The sequence below is a fragment of the Hafnia alvei genome (genome assembly GCF_034424155.1).
Classification (GTDB): Bacteria; Pseudomonadota; Gammaproteobacteria; order Enterobacterales; family Enterobacteriaceae; genus Hafnia; species Hafnia alvei.
In genome coordinates this window covers 1649583-1668962 of record NZ_CP139992.1, presented here as the reverse complement: position 1 = coordinate 1668962, position 19380 = coordinate 1649583, and the positions used below count along the sequence as shown (strand labels likewise).

Sequence of the window (19380 nt, the reverse complement as noted above, 5' to 3'; positions counted from 1 at the left end):
ATTTTACTCATTATGGCTCCTTACGCCAAACCAACCGTGATACCAACGTGGATTTAATTGCGTTTTTAGTTCATTTATTCGCCAATTATCTGCTTTTGCCGTCATTATGACCTCTCCAGCATGTGCAGTATCATGCCAATGAATATTTTGTGCGCGATAACGCGCGGTCACTTTTGGTGAAGGAAAATGCCACTGAGAAAATCGAGCCGAGGAACTTATCGCCTCGTTTGGTTCAACCGTGCGCAGAAGTAGGCTACTCGACGAGGTATTGCTGCCATGATGTGGAACCTGCAAGATACCGGCCTTAAGCTGCTTTCTCCAGCGCTGTACCAATTGAGTTTCAGCTTCCGTTTCTATATCTCCAGTAAGCAGCATTTTACGCTCTCCCACTGCAACCATGACGACACAAGAATCATTATTTTTCGGGACAGCAATCTGATGTGGTGGCCAAAGCACCGTAAAACGCACACCTTGCCAGACCCAATCACTGCCAATGTGGCAGGAGAAATCGCGAGGATCGGGGCTTCTAACCCAAGCTAATGGAAACGCATGACTAAGAGAATATCGCCCCCCACTATGGTCTGAGTCGCTATGGCTAATAACCATTCCATCCAGATTCAGCCCATGCCAATTTAAGTAAGGAATAATTTCACTGGTGGCAATATCTCCGCCGTCCCATTTATTACCCGTATCATACAAAATTGCATTACCGCGGCGTTCGATAAGCACCGCCAGTCCGTGCCCCACATCCAGCATATGAACACGCAGCTCAATATCATCACTCTTTTTAGCACTAAATATCCAAAGATAAGATACGGCCTGAACTACACACCAAAGCGGCAAGCCTGCTTTAGAAAAAGAAAAATTCATAACAAACAGGGTTAGGAAGCTCAGGCTTATCCAGAGCCCGCCGGTGCTACTATCTGTCCAGAGCGTAGGCACACTTGTTAATCCCCATTGCATCACATCTAGCAGATATCCTGCCGCGTGCCATGCACCTAACGGGTCGTTCCACCAACAGGAGCCTATACCCACTAAAATCAACGGCACAACAAGATAAGTGACCAAGGGCACGGCAAAAAAATTGGCCCACAGCGCACCCCCGCTGATGCCATGAAACAAATAAATTTGTACGGGCATCAAGCACAAAGCGATGCCAAACTGCAGATGTAATAGCTTCAACCAAAAGAATCGTTTCTGCATTTGTAACGATGAGGGCAATGGCGCCAGCCAATACCAAAACAAAAGGCTGGAAACTGCCATCACAGATAGCCAAAAACTGTCAGACAGCAATACAAGCGGATCCCAAACAACCATAAGACAGACCACATTTAGCAGATATTTCTTGGGCGGGATAAACTTTCCCCAAACGCCATAGCCAGAGATAAGCAGCATTGCAACACCAACGCGAATGGCCGGAGGATTGACTCCTGCAAGCCACACATAAACCCAGCCAACGCCCATCATCATTGCCATTGGAAAATAAGGATTAATCCAGCGAAGAGGAAAACACAGCTGTATCGCCCTAGCGACACACCATCCCAGCATCGCCGCTAAAGCAATGTGTAAACCAGAAATGGCTAGCAAATGAGACAAACCATTTAAGCGAAAAAGTGAATTCTGCTCGCGCGTAAGTAGCGCTCTTTCACCAAAAGCTAATGCAACGATAATGGCCTTAGAAGATGTATCCGGTATTGCTTTTACCGATCTGCTTATAATTTGTTGTCGCCAACCACAGCCAATAGACAGCCGTTGGTAAGCCGTCGGCATGCCTTGCAAAACAATATGATGCCCGACTGATGTTCGTTGTGCGTCGTATCCGCCTTGGTTGAGACGTCCATGAACGGGGCGCAAGCGCGCGGTTATCGCCCACCGCTGCCCAGCGCAAAATGAGTAGCGTTCTGAGTTCCAATATAAGGTGATATCGAATCTCTCTTTCACATCTTGGCCATTAACCGTAGAAACGCGAAACGTTACCTTGTCCTGTGGCGATAAAACGCCAAGCGCTACGCTTATAACGTTTCCCGTCAAATTGACAGGCCGAGAAATATCATAGTCCAAAGGTGCTAGTACGTTCTCCGCGCAAGCGATCCCCCATGCTAGCCCCAGTATTACAAATGCAATTTTTCGAAAGCGTCCAGAACAAATACAAAAAAACAGCAACGCAACCGGCAAGGCCCCATAGGCATAATATTTTGCGGGCAAGCTAGGAAAAAATATTAACGGCAGGCAGCCTAGCGCAGCACAATGAATACTCTCATCCCATGTCATTCTCACCGGTAATGCCTCTTATTAAGCAGATACGGCATGTTGGCTGAAGTGAGTGAAAGTAAAAATGGCCTGCATTGAGTAATGCATAAGAGATTGAAAGGAATCGTAGTAACAGAGTTTGGCTGAACTTTTTATTGCGAATAGCATCGCAAGTTTCGTCAGAAAACGTTAATTGTGCAGAGGTTTACGAATGAATTTTAGATATGAAAACGGCACCCGAAGGTGCCGTTTTAGACTCTAAGCAGGTTGCTTAAGCGTAGATGTTCGCCCGGTCACGTAGTTCTTTACCAGGTTTAAAATGGGGAACGTATTTACCTTCCAGTTCCACTTTATCACCAGTTTTAGGATTACGACCGACGCGAGGCGCACGGTAGTGAAGTGAAAAACTGCCGAATCCACGGATCTCAATGCGTTCACCGTCAGCAAGCGTTGTTGCCATATGCTCAAGCATTTCTTTCACTGCATCCTCAACCGCCTTCGCAGGCAGATGTGGTTGCTGGCTAGCAAGTCTTTCAATAAGTTCGGACTTGGTCATATTTCCTCCAAGCTATTTCCCCTCATTGGGGAACGCACTTTGCAGCTTAACTACCGTTACAGGGCGGCCGAAACCGCCCTCATCATTATTCGCCTTTAGCTGCCTTGAATGCTTCAGCCATTGCATTAGAGAAGTTAGGTGCATCTTCCTGTTTGTTGTTAACAACAGCGATTGCATCTTTCTCATCAGCTTCGTCTTTAGCACGTACAGACAGGCTTACAACGCGATTCTTGCGGTCTACGCCAGTGAATTTAGCTTCAACTTCGTCGCCTACGTTCAGAACCAGAGTGGCATCTTCAACGCGGTCACGGGAAGCTTCAGAAGCACGCAGATAGCCTTCTACGCCATCAGCTAATTCAACTGTAGCACCTTTAGCGTCAACTGCAGTTACTTTACCAGTAACAATTACACCTTTCTTATTCATAGAGATGTAGTTGTTGAATGGATCTTCTGCCAGTTGTTTAACGCCAAGGGAGATACGCTCGCGCTCTGCATCAACCTGCAGAACAACTGCTGCGATTTCGTCGCCTTTCTTGTATTCACGTACTGCTTCTTCGCCTGCAACGTTCCAGGAGATGTCAGACAGGTGAACCAGGCCATCGATGCCACCGTCCAGGCCGATGAAGATACCGAAGTCAGTGATAGACTTGATTTTGCCTTCAACGCGGTCGCCCTTGTTGTGGGTTTCTGCGAACAGCTGCCATGGGTTAGATTTACACTGCTTCAGACCCAGGGAGATACGACGACGTTCTTCGTCGATATCCAGAACCATAACTTCCACAACATCACCAACGTTAACAACTTTGGATGGGTGGATGTTTTTGTTGGTCCAATCCATTTCGGAAACGTGAACCAGACCTTCAACGCCTTCTTCGATTTCTACGAAGCAGCCGTAATCAGTCAGGTTAGTCACGCGACCAGTCAGTTTGGTACCTTCTGGATAACGCTTAGCAATAGCTACCCATGGATCTTCGCCCAGTTGTTTCAGGCCCAGAGATACACGAGTACGTTCGCGGTCGAACTTCAGCACTTTAACAGTGATTTCGTCGCCCACATTCACGATTTCGCTTGGGTGCTTAACGCGTTTCCAAGCCATATCAGTGATGTGCAGCAGGCCGTCAACACCGCCCAGATCAACGAATGCGCCGTAGTCAGTCAGGTTCTTAACGATACCCTTAACTTCCATACCTTCTTGCAGGTTTTCCAGCAGCTGATCGCGTTCTGCGCTGTTCTCAGATTCGATAACGGCACGACGAGAAACAACAACGTTGTTGCGTTTCTGGTCCAGCTTAATGACTTTAAACTCAAGCTCTTTGCCTTCGAGGTGCAGAGTGTCACGTACCGGACGAACGTCTACCAGAGAACCTGGCAGGAATGCACGGATACCGTTCAGCTCGACAGTGAAGCCACCCTTAACTTTACCGTTGATAACACCGGTAACAGTTGCAGCTTCTTCGTAAGCTTTTTCCAACGTGATCCAAGCTTCATGGCGCTTAGCTTTCTCACGGGACAGCTGAGTTTCACCGAAGCCGTCTTCAACTGCATCCAGAGCAACATCAACTTCGTCGCCTACCTGAATTTCCAGTTCGCCCTGTGCGTTTTTGAACTGTTCTGCTGGGATTGCAGACTCAGATTTCAGACCAGCGTCAACCAGTACGATATCTTTGTCGATAGCAACAACAACGCCACGAACGATGGAACCCGGGCGGGTTTCGATTGTTTTTAAGGATTCTTCAAAGAGTTGAGCAAAAGATTCAGTCATATTGATAATCTTCAGGGTTCTTTATTTTAACGTCCATCAGGCATCCTGCTAGATGGGGTTGTTTAACATGCCCCGCGACAATCCATAGCGGCAGGGAGGGTAATATTATACATCGTTCAGCAATATTAGCTGAACAAATTTATCAATAACAACAATAGCCATAATGTAGTTTAACATTATGGCTATCGGCTTATCCTTATCGGTAAGCTTTGCTTCCCGCCCTACTCGGCAGAAAGTTGTAATGTCTGCTTGGCATAAGCCAGTGCTTTTTCAATCACTTGTTCGATAGACATCTGGGTTGAATCCAGCATCAGCGCGTCCTGCGCAGGAACAAGCGGTGCCACTGAACGATTACGATCGCGGTAGTCGCGTTCTTTTATTTCGTCCAAAAGGCGTTCAAAGTTAACACTAAAGCCCTTCTCCTGCAACTGAAGCATGCGTCGACGAGCACGCTCTTCAGAGCTCGCATCAAGAAAAATCTTAACCGGCGCATCAGGGAAAACCACGGTGCCCATATCACGACCATCGGCGATAAGACCGGGGAACTCCCGGAACGCACGCTGACGACGTAGCAACGCTTCTCTTACGCGCGGAAATGCAGCAGCCTGAGATGCCGTACTGCCCACGGATTCGGTGCGAATTTCATTACTCACATCTTCGCCTTCAAGAATGACCTGTAACTGTCCATCCTGTGCCACGAAACGTACGTCAAGATGTGCAGCCAATGGCACCAGAGCCTCTTCTGACGTGATATCGACTTGATGATGCAACGCAGCCAGGGCAAGAACGCGATAGATCGCGCCGGAGTCTAAAAGACACCAACCCAAAGATTCAGCCAACGCTTTACACAAAGTCCCTTTACCCGCACCACTCGGCCCGTCAACGGTAATTACCGGAGCTATTGCCGTCATTTTTCTCTCCTTTCTGGGGGAAACAACTGCCTGCATAGACTTTGCCTACGAAGGCTTGGGTGTGCTCTGCTATGGCGCGACGATATATTTGCATCTAGGCAGATTTACCATAGCAGGACACACACATCGAACGGCGCGCATTATACGCCGATCAACGCCTCACTGTTACCCTCAACGGTGCTGGTTGCTGGAAAAACTCGCACCCACAGACACACATGTGTTCCATAGTTTAGGCGAAAGCGATGCAATGAGACGCGAAAAATCCTAGTTAATCGGTTGCGAGGGGGTTATGTGACAAAGTACAAAAAAGGAAGGGTCTGAATGAACAGACCCTTTTTAGGATTTGGACTACTGGCTTAGCCGAGCAAACTGCTGGAAATAGTCCGGGAAAGTTTTCGCCGTACATTTAGGATCGAGAATCGTTACTGGCGTATCCGACAGCGCAGCCAGCGAGAAACACATCGCCATACGGTGATCGTTATAGGTGCCTATCTCAGCGGCTTTCAGATGTGCGGGAGGTACTACGCGGATAAAATCATCGCCCTCTTCAACTTCAGCGCCCACCTTGCGCAACTCAGTGGCCATCGCGGATAAGCGATCGGTCTCTTTTACACGCCAGTTATAGATGTTGCGGATAGTGGTTGGCGCATCGGCAAACAACGCGGTGGTGGCAATAGTCATTGCCGCGTCAGGAATATGGTTCATATCCATATCAATGCCATGCAGTTCGCCGCGTGAACATTCGATAAAATCATCGCCCCAGGTGATTTTTGCCCCCATAGTCTCCAGCACATCTGCAAAGCGAATATCCCCTTGCACGCTGTTTTTACCAATTCCAGTTACACGTACCGTGCCACCTTTAATTGCAGCCGCGGCGAGGAAATAGGATGCTGACGACGCATCTCCTTCGACGAGATAATCGCCAGGGGAAACATAGTGTTGTCCACCCGCGATACGGAAGACCTGATAATTATCGTTCTCAACGCTGACGCCAAAACTGCGCATCAGCGCCAAGGTAATATCAATATAAGGTTTCGAAACCAAATCACCCTTAATGGAGATAACGGTGTTCTGCGTGGCCAACGGCGCCATCATCAATAACGCAGTCAAAAACTGGCTGGAAACCGAACCATCAACCTCAATATCACCACCGGTATACCCACCGCGTAGGCGCAGAGGCGGATAGTTTTCTTGCTCCAGATAATCGATCTGGGCTCCACCTTGACGTAACGCATCAACCAGATGCCCAATTGGGCGCTCTTTCATACGCGGTTCGCCGGTGAGGATCACATCCCCATCACCCAAACATAACGCAGCAGCAAGTGGGCGCATGGCCGTTCCTGCGTTACCTAAAAAGAGTTCAAGCGCGCTATGTGCTTTTAGAGCACCCGCGTTGCCAGTAATTTCGCAGCGGGTGTGCCCATCGGATAATTGGAAATGAATACCCAGTTGCTTTAACGCAGTTAGCATATGGCGAACATCATCGCTATCAAGCAAATTATGTAAACATGTCGTTCCACTCGCCAGAGCCGATAGCAACAACGCTCGGTTAGACACGCTCTTAGAACCAGGTAAATTTATCTCACCGGAAAAATGTGCAATAGGTTGTAAAGTCAGGGAATCCAGCATCAAACTCACTCCAAATTTTCAGTTAATGCAGCGAATCCCATCACTGCAAATAAATCATTACATTGTTGTACCGTTTTTCGTGACGGCTGTCATCTTTCTTATACACAAACAAAAAACTCCGGCATCCGGGGTTTAAAACCGATGCAGCCTCATTAGCCATGGCGACGTTCAAAATCCGCCATAAAGTCGGTCAGTGCTTTAACACCTTCAATCGACATCGCATTATAAATAGACGCTCTCATCCCCCCCGCCACGCGGTGGCCTTTCAAAGCAACTAAGCCAATTGCTTTCGCTTCCTGCAAGAACAACGGATCTAATGCAGGATTTGCCATCTGGAACGGTACGTTCATACGTGAGCGATTTTGTAGTGCAACGCCGTTACGATAAAAATCACTGCTATCAATCGCGCTATAGAGCAAGTCGGCTTTGGCTTTATTGCGTTTTTCCATCTCAACCAAGCCACCCTGCTCTTTCAGCCATTTAAATACCATGCCTGAGAGATACCATGCAAAGGTCGGTGGTGTATTGAACATAGAATCGTTTTCAGCCAAAACGGTGTAGTCGAGAATCGATGGCAATTCTTGGCGCGCTTTGCCCAGCAAGTCCTCACGCACAATCACCACGGTGATCCCTGCTGGGCCGATATTTTTTTGCGCCCCAGCATAAATCACGCCATAGCGGCTAACATCAATTGGGCGAGAAAGAATGGTGGAAGAGAGATCGGCAACCACGATTTTATCGCCAAAATCAGGCTCTTCATCGATGGCGATACCATCAATGGTTTCATTTGGGCAGTAATGCACATAGGCAGCATTGTCACTCAACGTCCACTCACGCATTGGCTTGATCGCTTGAAGGCCGTTGTCGTCGGTTGTTTTTATATCAACAACGTTCGGCGTGCAGTATTTCTGCGCTTCATTGATAGCGCTATGCGCCCAGTAGCCACCATCCATATAGTCGGCTGTGTTGTTATCGCCCAGCAGATTTAACGGAACAGCGGCAAATTGCGCACGCGCACCGCCATGACAGAATAGAATTTTATAGTTCTCAGGAACCTTCAGCAGAGAGCGTAAATCTTGTTCAGCCTGTGCCGCGACCTGCATAAACTCTTTTCCGCGGTGGCTGATTTCCATGACCGAAGTGCCTAGGCCATTCCAGTTACACAGTTCTTGTTCAGCACGACGCAATACCTCAACCGGCATCATTGCTGGGCCAGCACTAAAATTGTACACCTGTGTCATTTTGCCTCACCGCTCTTCGCTATATTTAGTCAATTGTCTACATGCTGGCAAACCCATCTATAAGGATGATCAGCCCACATTGATATCGAATTTATTCACATCTAATTTACTTTATCATTTGGTTTTATCATTCGCGCGCTCAGGCTGCAACGGTTATTGGTCACTGTCCCCAACGAGCTAAACTATGTGCCACCAAGCCACTATAGGCGTTTTAAAAATAAAGTTCTGCGTCGGCGTAAGACCAAAAAACTTTCATTCTTTTTTGTGTTTATTTTTAGTTTACCCGACTGTTATTTTTAGCCTCTATCCAGCATTGATTTCCACATCGCGAGCAGACTGGCGAGTCCCCAACGGCTTGATGCTCAACCAAGCTACATTCGCTGCACGCGTAGGTACCTCTATCTACAATTTTATCTACTTTTTTAATGCAGCAGTTGGGCAAAACAGGCAGTCCATAACGCACATTATCGTCATCAAAAAAATAGACGCTGATAGACCCATTAACTTCAAGAATGGCCAGTCGCACTTGGCCCAAGTGTTCAACGCCCTCTTGCCTCAACTCCATAAAGAACTCATCGTGAGTAATATTTTCACGGTTTAGGGTTTCCCAGATAAACGTACCGTCACGGATAATGACCAGTGGTTTACCTTCCATCCAAGTCTGAATTCTTTCACTTTTAGACATCAAGAACGTTGAAAAACGATAAAGCAGCATGATGCAAATAAAGACGGTAAATACCGGCAGCATAGGAACATCATCATAAAACGCCACGTCGCCCGCCGCAGAACCTAACGTGAGGATGACAACCACTTCAAACAGCGACATTTGCCGTACGCCGCGACGCCCCGTCATTTTGAGAAAAATAAAGACCAGAAAGAATGTGAATAGGCAGCGCACCGCAACTTCCGCAAGAAAATCTGGCGGCACCTTATCAAAGGCCATACGTTTTAAATCAAAGGATTGCATCGGGATGGATGTCCATTTGCCATAAGTGGTGAATATAGCTTAGACGGCAAAAGACAAAGGGGAGCGGGAACACTCCCCCTTTTAGAGAGAACTTAGTACTGATTAAACATCTGCTGGATCTGTTTTGGATCTTTAGTTTGTGTCAGAGCCAATTGAAGCAAGACACGTGCTTTTTGCGGATTGAGCGTGCCTGATGCGACAAAGCCATATTTCACGTCATCAATTTCTGCATCTTCCGTGGTTGACCCAGAAGGAACACGTGATGAGCGCACGACGGCAACGCCGTTATGTGCCGCAGTGGCTAAAGTATCAAAAATAGATTTGTACAGATTGCCGTTACCAACCCCCGCACTCACAATCCCTTGATAGCCCGCCTCAAGCAGCGCTTTTGCAGGCAGATCCGACGCGTTGGCGTAGTTGTATACAATGCCAACTTTTGGCAATGAGGTTAACTTGCTTACGTCAAATGGGGTTTGTGTAGTGTGTTTACGCTCAGGCGAGCGCTGGTAGTCCACTTTGCCATTGTGAATGTATCCCAATGGGCCGTAGTTAACCGCTTGGAATGTTTGCACGCCGGTGGTGTTCGTTTTGGTCACGTCACGACCATCCAGCACGGTATCATTCATCGCCACCAGCACACCACGTTTGGCTGAAGCCGGATCGGCGGCAGTCACAACGGCGTTATACAGGTTGAATGGGCCATCCGCGCTCATGGCAGTTGATGGACGCATCGCACCAACCATCACCACAGGCTTGTCACATTTTACGGTTAAATCGAGGAAATAAGCCGTTTCTTCCATGGTATCCGTGCCGTGAGTGATCACGAACCCATCGGTTTTATTGCAATCAGCGTTGATTTTTTTGGCAAGTTTTAGCCACACATCGTCATTCATATCCTGCGAACCGATGCTGACTACCTGCTCACCTTTGATGTTAGCGATATCTTTCAGCTGAGGCACCGCATCAACCAACGATTCTACGCCCACTTTCCCAGCGGTATAATTTGATTTTGTTGCTGAGTCACCGCCCCCGGCGATAGTCCCGCCCGTTGCCAAAATGGTGACATTAGGCAACGCAAAAGCCGCGCCACTAAACCCTGAAACCAACAGCGCTAGCAAACTTACTTTAACCAACTTCATTCGATTTCTCCTATTAGATAACTGCATGAATTATCTTTTATATCCATAAAAAAAATGTGACATTCCCTATGGATATGGAATTCATGGAGGAATAGGCTAAAAAAACGTATCATGCCGTTTTTTGCAGCTAACAAGTGACTCAAATGACGCAGACCTATATTCTCGGCAAAGATGCCGCGCTGGAAGACTCTATTGCACGCTTCCAACAGCAATTGACCGATCTTGGGTTCAATATTGAAGAGGCCTCTTGGCTAAACCCTGTTCCGCATGTTTGGTCTGTACACATCCGCGACCGTGATTGCCCACTTTGTTTTACCAACGGCAAAGGCGCTAGCAAAAAAGCCGCGCTGGCATCGGCGTTAGGTGAATATTTTGAGCGCTTGTCGACCAACTATTTCTTTGCTGATTTCTACCTTGGCCGTGAAATTGCGCAAGGAGACTTCGTTCACTATCCAAATGAGAAGTGGTTCCCTGTTCCTGCCGACGACAGCCTGCCAGAAGGCATCTTAGATGAGCGTTTGCATGCGTTTTACAACCCAGAAGGTGATGTAGGCGCACAGGATCTTATCGATCTGCAATCCGGTAACGTCGATCGCGGCATCTGCGCGCTGCCGTTTACCCGCCAGTCCGATCAGCAAACTGTTTATATTCCAATGAACATCATTGGCAACTTATACGTTTCAAACGGCATGTCTGCGGGCAACACGCGCAACGAAGCGCGCGTACAAGGCCTGTCTGAAGTTTTCGAGCGTTACGTAAAAAACCGTATCATCGCAGAATCTATCAGCCTGCCAGAAATTCCTGACGAGGTTTTAAACCGCTATCCTGAAGTGGTTGAAGCTATTGCAAAATTAGAGCAGGAAGGCTTCCCTATTCTGTCCTACGATGCTTCGCTCGGTGGTCAGTATCCGGTTATCTGCGTTGTGCTGTTTAACCCAGCCAACGGCACCTGTTTTGCCTCGTTCGGCGCCCATCCTGACTTTGGCGTAGCCCTAGAGCGTACGGTGACTGAACTGCTGCAAGGCCGCAGCCTGAAAGATCTCGACGTCTTCACCGCGCCAACCTTTGATGATGAAGAAGTCGGCGAGCATGCCAACCTTGAAACTCACTTCATCGATTCAAGCGGTCTGATTTCTTGGGATATGTTTAAGCAAGACGCCGATTATGCCTTTGCCGATTGGTCGTTTAAAGGTACCACCGAGGAAGAGTTCAGCACTTTAATGAGTATCTTCGAACAAGAAGATAAAGAAGTTTACATTGCAGATTATGAACATCTTGATGTTTATGCCTGCCGTATCATCGTTCCAGGCATGTCCGATATCTATCCTGCCGAAGATTTGCTGTTAGCCAATAACAGCATGGGTGCGCACTTGCGCACTCAGTTGCTTCAGTTACCGGCTTCCAATCTGACTAAGGAAGAGTATTTACAGATCATCGAACAACTCGATGACGAAGGCCTTGACGATTTCACCCGTGTACGTGAACTGCTTGGTATCGCAACCGGCAAAGACAACGGCTGGTATACCCTGCGTGTGGGTGAATTAAAGGCGATGTTGGCATTAGCGGGCGGCGATTTGGAGCAAGCGCTGACATGGACCGAATGGACTCAGGACTTCAATGCCTCAGTATTCAGTCCAGAACGCGCCAATTTCTATCGTTGCCTGCAAACCTTGCTGTTGCTAAGCATGGAAGAAGAACGCGATCCCGCACAGTACTATCAAGCATTCAGCCGCATGTATGGCGCCGAAACGCTCGAAGCCGCTTCGGCGATTATCGCCGGAGAAGAACGTTTCTATGGCCTTCCTGCGATTGACGACGACTTGAAAGCCCTCCCTGCGCATCAAGCGCTGCTACAAGCGTATCAAAAACTTCAGGCAGCAAAGCGCCGTTATTGGTCTAAATAATAGGCTTGTTGAGCTAAGCGAACGTCTGCACGCGTACACCGGTGCAGACGTTTTCGATCAATAAACGCGCGAATCTGGTAAATCCCTCTTCTAAACGCATTTATCATCACAGTAAAAATGGCACAACGACTATGATAGTCGTATGCCCTTTTGCAGTAAGTTTGGAAGGTGGGCTTTTCTACTCTATGTATGAATATCTACAACCGTCATTCATATGTAATTTAATTGTTGTATATAAGTAGTCTTATTGCTGGCATTGAAAAATAATATCTTCAATTTGATCGAATTATTAAGTTATTTATTTACCTTTTACACTATCTGTTAGCGTGCTCATTCAACTTAGTGTGTAAAATTTAAAAAATATTTTTCCTTTTGAATTCAACGAGTTTATTATTTAACTTACTGTTTTTAGGGGTATTTTGGGTAGGCTAGTTCTGCGCATCATGATCCAGATCAATTTTTGCCGTATACTGCTTTGTTAGTATCTCAACGCTGATTAATATTAAGAGAGAGTTAGTGTGAAAGCTGACAACCCCTTTGATCTACTACTACCAGCAGCAATGGCCAAAGTGGCCGAAGATGCTGGCGTTTATAAAGCCACTAAGCACCCGCTGAAGACTTTTTATTTAGCGATCACGGCTGGTGTCTTCATTTCTATTGCTTTCGTTTTCTACATTACCGCGACAACCGGCACTGCTGGTGTACCTTTTGGCTTTGCCAAGCTGGTTGGTGGTATCTGTTTCTCTCTTGGCCTGATGCTTGTTGTGGTTTGCGGGGCTGACCTGTTTACTTCAACCGTATTAATTGTCGTTGCCAAGGCCAGTGGGCGTATTACCTGGAGACAGTTAGGCCTCAACTGGTTAAATGTTTATGTAGGCAACCTGATTGGTGCACTTTTCTTTGTAGCACTGATGTGGTTTGCCGGCGAACATATGACAGCGAATGGCGCATGGGGTCTCAATGTGCTGCAAACAGCCGATCACAAATTGCATCATACGTTTGTTGAAGCCGTTTGCCTGGGGATCTTGGCCAACTTGATGGTTTGTCTCGCCGTTTGGATGAGCTATTCCGGCCGTAGCCTGATGGACAAAATGTTTGCAATGGTTTTACCGGTGGCCATGTTTGTGGCGAGCGGTTTTGAACATAGCATTGCAAATATGTTCATGATCCCATTAGGGATTGTGATTAAGAATTTCGCAGCGCCGGAGTTTTGGCAAGCCATTGGTGCTGCACCAGAACAGTTCTCAAACTTGACCGTTAGCCACTTCATTACCGATAACCTGATCCCTGTCACGATTGGGAACATCATCGGCGGTGGCTTACTGGTTGGTCTGACATACTGGGTTATTTATCTGCGCGGTGGCGATAAGCACTAATTACGTGCTTTACCACAGCGCCGGGTTTACAAAGAAATCCACACTAGAAGGTAGGTGTTAAATGTCCGAGCTTAATGAAAAACAAGCAGCCGCATGGGAAGGTTTCACTAAAGGCGACTGGCAGAATGAAGTCAACGTTCGTGATTTCATCCAGAAAAACTACACCCCGTACGAAGGTGACGAATCCTTCCTGGCTGGCGCTACTCAAGCGACGACCAACCTGTGGGATAAAGTCATGGACGGTATCAAAATTGAAAACCGTACCCATGCGCCGGTTGATTTCGATACCAACGTAGCTGCAACCATCACCTCTCATGATGCTGGCTACATCAGCAAAGACCTGGAACAAATCGTTGGTCTGCAAACTGATGCGCCTCTGAAACGTGCTCTGATTCCGTTCGGCGGCATCAAGATGGTTGAAGGTTCATGTAAAGTTTACGGTCGTGAACTTGATCCAATGATCAAGAAAATCTTCACCGAATACCGTAAAACTCACAACCAGGGCGTGTTTGACGTTTACACCAAAGACATCCTGAACTGCCGTAAATCTGGTGTTCTGACTGGTCTGCCAGATGCGTATGGCCGTGGCCGTATCATCGGTGACTATCGTCGTATCGCCGTTTACGGTATCGACTTCCTGATGAAAGACAAATACGCTCAGTTCCAATCACTGCAGACCAAACTGGAAAACGGTGAAGATCTGGAAGCGACTATTCGTCTGCGTGAAGAAATTGCTGACCAGCATCGCGCTCTGGGCCAGATCAAAGAAATGGCTGCCAAATATGGCTGCGATATCTCTGCTCCAGCTAAAAACGCAAAAGAAGCTGTACAGTGGACTTACTTCGGCTACCTGGCTGCGGTTAAATCTCAGAACGGTGCTGCAATGTCCTTCGGTCGTGTATCCAGCTTCCTGGATATCTACATCGAACGTGACCTGAAAGAAGGCAAACTGACTGAAGAAGAAGCTCAGGAACTGATTGACCATCTGGTTATGAAACTGCGTATGGTTCGCTTCCTGCGTACTCCAGAATATGATGAACTGTTCTCTGGTGACCCAATCTGGGCAACAGAATCCCTGGCTGGTATGGGTCTGGACGGTCGTACTCTGGTTACCAAAAACAGCTTCCGTTTCCTGAACACCCTGTACACCATGGGTCCATCTCCAGAGCCAAACATGACCATCCTGTGGTCTGAAAAACTGCCTCTGGCGTTCAAGAAATTTGCGGCTAAAGTTTCCATCGACACCTCATCTGTACAGTATGAGAACGATGACCTGATGCGCCCTGACTTCAACAATGATGACTACGCAATTGCTTGCTGCGTAAGCCCAATGATTGTTGGTAAACAAATGCAGTTCTTCGGTGCTCGTGCAAACTTGGCTAAAACCATGCTGTACGCAATCAACGGCGGCGTTGATGAAAAACTGAAAATGCAGGTTGGCCCGAAAGAAGCGCCAATGATGGATACCGTACTGGACTATGACAAAGTCATGGAACGTATGGACCACTTCATGGACTGGTTGGCTAAACAGTATGTCACCGCGCTGAACATCATCCATTACATGCATGACAAGTACAGCTACGAAGCATCCCTGATGGCTCTGCATGACCGTGACGTATATCGTACTATGGCATGTGGTATCGCAGGTCTGTCTGTTGCTGCTGACTCCCTGTCTGCAATCAAATATGCGAAAGTTTCTACTATCCGTGACGAAGACGGCCTGGCTGTTGACTTCGACATCGAAGGTGAATACCCGCAGTTTGGTAACAACGACCCACGCGTCGATGATATCGCTTGTGACCTGGTAGAACGTTTCATGAAGAAAATTCAGAAACTGACTACTTACCGCAACGCGGTTCCTACTCAGTCTGTTCTGACCATCACCTCTAACGTGGTTTATGGTAAGAAAACAGGTAACACCCCAGATGGTCGTCGCGCTGGCGCTCCATTCGGTCCTGGTGCTAACCCAATGCACGGCCGTGACCAGAAAGGTGCTGTAGCCTCTCTGACCTCCGTTGCTAAACTGCCGTTTGCTTATGCTAAAGATGGTATTTCTTATACCTTCTCTATCGTTCCTAACGCTCTGGGTAAAGACGACGAAGTTCGTAAAGCTAACTTGGCTGGCCTGATGGATGGTTACTTCCACCACGAAGCGAGCATCGAAGGTGGTCAACACCTGAACGTTAACGTTATGAACCGCGAAATGCTGTTAGACGCGATGGAAAATCCTGAGAAATATCCTCAGCTGACCATCCGTGTATCTGGCTACGCTGTACGCTTCAACTCTTTGACCAAAGAACAGCAGCAGGACGTAATTACTCGTACTTTCACTCAGTCCATGTAATTACCTGCCAGCTTAAAATGGCATAAAATAAAGGCTCCACTTAGGTGGGGCCTTTTTATTAAGTGTGAGATAATAGCTGGGTCGTTTCGGCGAGCGAACAGCTCTACGAAAATAATTCAGTGATAAAACGACACTCTTAACTGTTTTGCCGGGTTGCTATGGCTCCCCCTATACTCAAAACATACATGCCGATGGACATCAGGCAAAACAGTTATCAGCAAGGTATTGATGCCCGCTGTCTATATCATTGCCTTTTTAGACTGCTATTGATCAGTCAATTTTGGAGAAAACCCCGCAATGTCACTTAAAGGTCGCATCCACTCTTTCGAATCCTGCGGTACCGTAGACGGCCCTGGGATCCGCTTTATTACCTTCTTCCAAGGCTGCCTCATGCGCTGCCTGTATTGTCATAATCGGGATACTTGGGATACGCACGGCGGTACTGAGATTACCGTTGAAGATTTGATGAAAGACGTCGTGACCTATCGTCACTTCATGAATGCTTCAGGCGGCGGCGTAACAGCTTCCGGCGGTGAAGCCGTCCTTCAGGCTGAGTTTGTGCGTGACTGGTTCCGCGCATGCAAAGAAGAAGGCATTCATACCTGTCTAGACACTAACGGTTTTGTTCGTCGTTATGACCCCGTGATTGACGAACTGCTCGACGTTACCGATCTCGTCATGCTGGATCTCAAACAGATGAACGATGATATTCACCAGAACTTGGTAGGCGTCTCAAATCATCGTACGCTGGAATTTGCCCGCTATTTGGCAAAGCGTAACCAGAAAACCTGGATCCGTTATGTAGTTGTGCCTGGATGGTCAGATGATGATGCTTCTGCCCACTTGCTCGGCGACTTCACGAAAGACATGAAGAATGTTGAGAAAATTGAGCTGTTGCCTTATCACGAACTAGGCAAGCATAAATGGGAAGCCATGGGTGAGGAATACAAATTAGGTGGCGTTAAACCACCAACTCACGAAACTATGGAGCGCGTAAAAAATATTCTCGAAAGTTATGGGCATAAAGTCATGTATTAATGATTTATGTCTTTTGGGCTGGTAAAAATACCAGCCCAATTAATTATTCCGCCCGTGATAATTTCTTTTGGTTTCCAGCCGCAATACTCCTTACCGCCCTTCATATTGATATTTATTATTATTTGAAACATTTCTAACTGAATACAAACACAAAGAAATACGCATAAATCGCCTTAGCAGTCATTTTTTATGAATATTTAACATTCGGAGTTTTATACTGCTCCGTAAGCACCCAACTAAATTATTTTCCTAATATTCCTAACAGAATTTAAGTAATGTGATGAGATGGGGTGGATTATTAGACTTTCTTCTAAGCAGTGACTTCCCTGATTTGCCCCGATACACTGCCCATACACCCGCAAACGATAGGTGTTAAATGATAGGCTTTTAATTTCAGTCTATTGCGGAGTTGTGAATACTTTTTTTCATACTGACTTGTGCCTGCACATTGCTGCAAACACCAGAGGTGGATGAATCAAATAAACACTATGGATAGCCTTTATTTAATTTTTCAGGCGCCCCATTTACAGGTGCAATGTTACCGGAGGTTTTATGTCAATTGATGCAATTCTCGACCAACGCTGGCAGTACTGCCACCAGCCACTGAGCTGGCGCCACGCGATCCATTTAGCCTGCCAACCGCTGATTAGCGAAAGCAAGGTGAATGCAAGCTACCCGCTGCATATCATCGATGCGCTTAAACAGGATAAACAGGATTTCGTGGTTAGCGAAGGTGTATTACTGGTGTTTGCCCAACCTGAAAACGGGGTAATCAGTAAACGCGGAGAAGCATCAGTGCTGAAGTGCGATAAACCGGTTGTGCTGCAAAATGGCAGCGAAGTTAGCCTGATTATCGTGCTCTCTGCGGGAACGCAAGCCGAGATGAACACGCTGCACCAGCAAATTGAAGGCTGGTTAGAGATGAATAACTGCCGTGAGCATCTAATGCAAGCAACCAGTCAGAATATGCTGGGCTCTCGCATCCAGGCTGGAAGCCGCATGCACTAATTGCAGGCTTACAATACAGATACAAAAAACGCCCACTCGGGCGTTTTTTTATGGCTTTTCATGACGACTGGAAAATCATGCAGCAGGCAATGCATGATGATGATCGGTCTTCTTCATCAGCATCAGCAGATACACCAACGCGATCCCCGCAATCATCACAAACAGCACATTATCAGAGTATTGCTGCATCAAAGCGGCAACCGTCGCTGGGCCAGCAAGGCTGCCAATGGTATAGCTCATTAGTAAGGCCTGATTCATCGCCACTAATTCATGCGCTGCTGCAGTTTCGCATGCCCACGACATGGCGACCGGATACAGCGTGAATCCCGCACATCCCAGCGTGAATAAGGCTGGCACGATACCGTAGTTGCCCAGCATCGCAATGCTGCCGATAATGACCAAACTCACCTGCACACGCAGCACCGCCAAACGCCCAAAGCGGTCGGCTAAACGACCAACCGGCCACTGCCCCATAATGCCAGCGCTGACCAACAATGCCATCCACAGGCCAACATTCGCATCGCTCATGCCTTTATGGGCCAGATACAAAGGTAGTAGGCCATATAAAGACCCAAGCACCGCACCGGATATAATACAGCCATGGATACCTAAGCGCGCGCTACGACGACGCAACATCGCCCACATCGGCACCGAGGTATGCGCTTCCGGCCGAGTAAAACGAGCAAACAACAGCGGCAGCATAGCCAATACCATCAGCGACGTTGCCCATGGCAGCACCTGTAATACGGCGGTCGGCACAGCACCCAGCATCAGTTGTCCCAGCACGGTTCCCAAGTAGTAAACCGTCATATAAGCCGCCAACAATTGGCTACGATTCGCATTTGTTCCACTACGCAGTAATGCGCTTTCAACAATTACCCACACCATCGCACAGCCTACACCTGCGAAGAAACGCAGAGCCAACCAGCTCCAGATATCGGTTGAAAAGCTCAGCGCCGCGGTCGAAATCGCAAAAATGGCACAGGCATAATGATAGCTTCGGTTAAATCCTGAATGCATGATCACTGAACCAGCAACCAGCGTCCCTACCAGATTCCCCATAAAATACGAGGAACTCACTAGACCGACTTGCCAAGTCGGTAACTGCTCATGGCTCAGCCACAATGGAACTAAAGTATTTAAAACCGCCATAGCAACGGTCAGCAGCAGGAGCCCGCAGAGCAATAAAAGCACTGGGCGAGAGTATGAAAACATGTGAATTTAAAACCGAACCGCATTGAGAAGTGGCGGCATC

14 protein-coding genes are annotated in these 19380 nt (G+C 47.5%); 5 read left to right on the top strand and 9 right to left on the bottom strand.

Features of this window, described 5'->3' with window-relative positions:
- Window positions 1–3 precede the first annotated feature (3 nt).
- From U0008_RS07790 to ansB, 8 genes are all read right to left on the bottom strand, one after another.
- Window positions 4–2271: a DNA internalization-related competence protein ComEC/Rec2 gene (locus U0008_RS07790; protein ID WP_248298848.1), complete on the bottom strand. Its 2268-nt coding sequence runs from the start codon at window positions 2269–2271 to the stop codon at window positions 4–6.
- A gap of 250 nt (window positions 2272–2521) precedes the next feature.
- Window positions 2522–2806, bottom strand: coding sequence for an integration host factor subunit beta (ihfB, locus tag U0008_RS07785; protein ID WP_004095742.1), 285 nt, complete (start codon window positions 2804–2806; stop codon window positions 2522–2524).
- Window positions 2807–2891: 85 nt separating this feature from the next.
- Window positions 2892–4568: a 30S ribosomal protein S1 gene (rpsA, locus tag U0008_RS07780; protein WP_025800968.1), complete on the bottom strand. Its 1677-nt coding sequence runs from the start codon at window positions 4566–4568 to the stop codon at window positions 2892–2894.
- 221 nt (window positions 4569–4789) lie between these two features.
- Window positions 4790–5479, bottom strand: coding sequence for a (d)CMP kinase (gene cmk, locus U0008_RS07775; RefSeq protein WP_025800967.1), 690 nt, complete (start codon window positions 5477–5479; stop codon window positions 4790–4792).
- A gap of 348 nt (window positions 5480–5827) precedes the next feature.
- Window positions 5828–7108, bottom strand: coding sequence for a 3-phosphoshikimate 1-carboxyvinyltransferase (gene aroA / locus U0008_RS07770; RefSeq protein ID WP_043492338.1), 1281 nt, complete (start codon window positions 7106–7108; stop codon window positions 5828–5830).
- A 152-nt stretch (window positions 7109–7260) separates the two neighbouring features.
- A complete protein-coding gene (gene serC / locus U0008_RS07765) occupies window positions 7261–8349 on the bottom strand; it encodes a 3-phosphoserine/phosphohydroxythreonine transaminase (RefSeq protein WP_043492336.1) in 1089 nt (362 codons plus the stop codon).
- A gap of 274 nt (window positions 8350–8623) precedes the next feature.
- Entirely contained in the window at window positions 8624–9316 is a 693-nt protein-coding gene (locus U0008_RS07760) for a DUF421 domain-containing protein (RefSeq protein WP_043492334.1), read from the bottom strand.
- 92 nt (window positions 9317–9408) lie between these two features.
- Window positions 9409–10455, bottom strand: coding sequence for an L-asparaginase 2 (gene ansB / locus U0008_RS07755; protein ID WP_025800963.1), 1047 nt, complete (start codon window positions 10453–10455; stop codon window positions 9409–9411).
- Between the two features lie 143 nt (window positions 10456–10598).
- Between ansB and ycaO the strand changes: the two genes are divergently transcribed.
- The 5 genes from ycaO to U0008_RS07730 all read left to right on the top strand — a co-directional run bounded on the left by ycaO (window position 10599) and on the right by U0008_RS07730 (window position 18125).
- The gene (ycaO, locus tag U0008_RS07750) at window positions 10599–12359 is read left to right on the top strand and encodes a 30S ribosomal protein S12 methylthiotransferase accessory factor YcaO (protein WP_043492332.1); all 1761 of its coding nucleotides are present in this window, start codon (window positions 10599–10601) and stop codon (window positions 12357–12359) included.
- Between the two features lie 518 nt (window positions 12360–12877).
- A complete protein-coding gene (gene focA, locus U0008_RS07745) occupies window positions 12878–13735 on the top strand; it encodes a formate transporter FocA (RefSeq protein WP_025800961.1) in 858 nt (285 codons plus the stop codon).
- A 61-nt stretch (window positions 13736–13796) separates the two neighbouring features.
- The gene (gene pflB, locus U0008_RS07740) at window positions 13797–16079 is read left to right on the top strand and encodes a formate C-acetyltransferase (protein WP_025800960.1); all 2283 of its coding nucleotides are present in this window, start codon (window positions 13797–13799) and stop codon (window positions 16077–16079) included.
- Window positions 16080–16376: 297 nt separating this feature from the next.
- Window positions 16377–17117 carry a pyruvate formate lyase 1-activating protein gene (gene pflA, locus U0008_RS07735; protein ID WP_025800959.1) on the top strand — a complete coding sequence of 247 codons (741 nt, stop codon included), beginning with the start codon at window positions 16377–16379 and terminating at the stop codon, window positions 17115–17117.
- 552 nt (window positions 17118–17669) lie between these two features.
- Complete coding sequence (locus U0008_RS07730) at window positions 17670–18125, top strand: PTS sugar transporter subunit IIA (RefSeq protein ID WP_043492328.1); 456 nt, start codon at window positions 17670–17672, stop codon at window positions 18123–18125.
- Window positions 18126–18200: 75 nt separating this feature from the next.
- On the opposite strand, the gene U0008_RS07725 is transcribed toward U0008_RS07730, so the two are convergent.
- Window positions 18201–19340 (bottom strand): MFS transporter, encoded by a 1140-nt coding sequence (locus U0008_RS07725; RefSeq protein ID WP_043492326.1) that lies wholly within the window; start codon window positions 19338–19340, stop codon window positions 18201–18203.
- Between the last annotated feature and the right edge of the window lie 40 nt (window positions 19341–19380).